Source organism: Enterobacter cloacae complex sp. 402C9, assembly GCF_050030745.1.
Classification (GTDB): Bacteria; Pseudomonadota; Gammaproteobacteria; order Enterobacterales; family Enterobacteriaceae; genus Enterobacter; species Enterobacter intestinihominis.
The window spans coordinates 1-2,495 of the sequence record NZ_JBLGUW010000006.1 but is presented as its reverse complement, the minus strand read 5'-3'; the positions used below and the strand labels follow the sequence as shown (position 1 = coordinate 2,495).

General features: G+C 51.5%; 3 protein-coding genes. 2 read left to right on the top strand and 1 reads right to left on the bottom strand.

What is annotated here, in order from left to right; all coding sequences use genetic code 11:
- The first annotated feature begins 1,074 nt into the window (after positions 1-1,074).
- Complete coding sequence (locus tag ACQG1K_RS25550; protein ID WP_021243043.1) at positions 1,075-1,302, top strand: YgdI/YgdR family lipoprotein; 228 nt, start codon at positions 1,075-1,077, stop codon at positions 1,300-1,302.
- Positions 1,303-1,667: 365 nt separating this feature from the next.
- Positions 1,668-1,853 (top strand): Rop family plasmid primer RNA-binding protein, encoded by a 186-nt coding sequence (locus ACQG1K_RS25545; protein WP_013772937.1) that lies wholly within the window; start codon positions 1,668-1,670, stop codon positions 1,851-1,853.
- A 290-nt stretch (positions 1,854-2,143) separates the two neighbouring features.
- Here ACQG1K_RS25545 and ACQG1K_RS25540 read toward each other — a convergent pair whose 3' ends face one another.
- Entirely contained in the window at positions 2,144-2,362 is a 219-nt protein-coding gene (locus ACQG1K_RS25540; RefSeq protein ID WP_198129632.1) for a hypothetical protein, read from the bottom strand.
- Positions 2,363-2,495: the final 133 nt, after the last annotated feature.

The window sequence follows — 2,495 nt, the reverse complement described above, 5'->3', positions numbered from 1 at the left end:
CCAGTCACGGAGCACTAGCGGAGTGTATACTGGCTTAAGATGTAGCATGGCAGTAACACATAGCATTAATGCCACATAAGACAGGCGCAGAAAGTGAAAGAAAACGCGTCAGGAGAAAATGTGATACAGAATATATTCCGCTTCCTCGCTCACTGACTCGCTCCGCTCGGTCGTTCGGCTGCGGCGAGCGGGACGGGCTTACGGATGGATCAGAAATTTCCTGGGGGATGCCAGGAAGATACTTAACGAAGAAAGCATAAGGCCGCGCCAAAGCCGTTTTTCCATAGGCTCCGCCCCCCTGACAAGCATCACAGAATCTGACGCTCAAATCAGTGGTGGCGAAACCCGATGCGGCTTAAAGATACCAGGCGTTTCCCCCTGGTGGCTCCCTCGTGCTCCCCCGCATTCCTGCCTTTCGGTTTACCGGTGTCACTCCGCTGTTATGGCCGCGGTTTCTCATTCCACGCCTGACACTCAGTTCCGGGAAGGCAGTTCGCTCCAGGATGGACTGTATGCACGAACCCCCCGTTCAGTCCGACCGCTGCGCCTTATCCGGTAACTATCAACTTGAGTCCAACCCGGAAAGACACGACTAATCGCCATTGGCAACGGCCATTGGCAAACAGGATGTGCGAGAGATGTCTCAAGAGTTCTTGAAGTGGCGGCCTTAGTGAGGCTACACTGAAAGGACAAATTTGGTGACATGTCTCGCACAAGACTGTTACCACGGTTAGGGGATCTGCCAGGATTACCTAACCTTCGAAAAACCACCTGCCAGGGTGGTTTTTTCGTTTACAGGGCAAGAGATTACGCGCGGAAAAAAAGGATCTCAAGAAGATCCTTTATAAATTAGACATCCAACCTCACAAAGAGGAATACTTAAATCATCTTGGTATATGTATCGGCCGGATTACATCTCATATAAGCCTCCTCCCCGCCTGACACCACACTTTGACCATAGCACCTCGCGCCTAACTCGATATACAGCCCACCATCAAGCCTCTTTTCACATAAAAAATGACCTATAGTTAGATGGTTAGTGACCAAAACTGATATGGATAAAAGGAGCTGGCTTTGAAAAAGATTTTTGTTTCAGTGTTCGCAGCGGCAGTTGCGCTTTCAGCCCTCACCGGCTGCACGCGCACAAGCTATGCCATACACACCAATGACGGTCGCACTATTGTCAGCGACGGCAAACCTAAAGAATCAGACTCAGGCCTGCTTGGCTATACAGACGCGAATGGTGTCAAACAGCAGATCAATAAAACCGACGTTAAAGAAGTCTCCGAAATTCCGCACTGAGCATCTTCTCCGAAAAAGGCCGCTAATGTGGCCTTTTTCTTTACCTGTGGTTCTCCGCCAAAATCCCAGCAAATTGCATCACCAAAGCTAAAAGCTTTCAGGGTTGTCTAAAAAGCACAAGACATAAGAGGAAGTGCGGTATTTTATAATCAAGCCCCCAAGAATTTACCATAACATCCGTTGCCCGCACCGCCTGAGACGCGTTCAGCGCGTTCCTGACGAAACCATGACAAAAACCACAACAAACCACCCCGGAACCCGTCAGAAACGCGCCTGTTAAATTTTAACGGCATGCATGACTATGCACCAGAATGACGCCATGCTCTTTTCACGCAAAAATCATCACCAGACGGGGAAAATCACCAGTGACCAGACAGGAATCCGCCGCCCTCAATATGGCCAAATTTATCCGCGCACAGACACTTCTCCTCCTTGAGCGGCTCGAGCAGATGGATCTGGATGAGGCTGCCGGCTGCTGTGAGCACCTGCACGATCAGGCCGAAGCGCTTTACGCCATGCTGAACGCACAGATAGGCGAGGAAAATGCGTGAAAATCGGTGAACGGGTGCGCAATTCAGTGCGCGGCCGTGAGGCGATGGCGGGGTGTCGGGGCGCAGCCCTGACCAGGGTATTTGTGATGCCGGCGCGTGCGCGGTATTACAAATGCACATCCTGTCCCGGAACGGACACCGGGAAACAGCAAAAAAAACCGGGCGGCACGCCCGGAACTCAATCAAGTTAGATTAGATTACTCTCACTCGTCCATAACAGCATCATGGAACGACGACCACCGTCCGTGACGGCCGCCTCGTTTAAGTATGGACAGAAATACAGAAAATGCTCAGGACGAAATGTAATGAATGCGAACGGATTCAAGAAATTCGAGCATGACAGTCCTTACGGCCGGTTCGGTTTCAGACAAAATCTGCCGGTATGCATCCAGCATCATGGCTCCGGCATCCCCTCCGGCACGCCGTAGCCAGACCGAAACAACGGACACAAGCAGGTGTCGCTCATCATCACTAAGAGTCATCAGGGCTCCGGAAGAAAAACCAAACATGGCTTACCTACTGTTAACGGCAACGCAGAAGAAAGGTTTACAGGGTAGCGGGCAGGGATGAAAAAAAAAAAATTGCAGTCAGGCCGGAACGGCTGCTGAACCGGTACAGGCGGGTTCCGGGCGCAGCGCCGGA

Coding starts and splice junctions, on each gene's coding strand:
- ACQG1K_RS25540 (WP_198129632.1), bottom strand. CDS start 2,362: ATGTTTGGTTTTTCTTCCGGAGCCCTGATGACTCTTAGTGATGATGAG.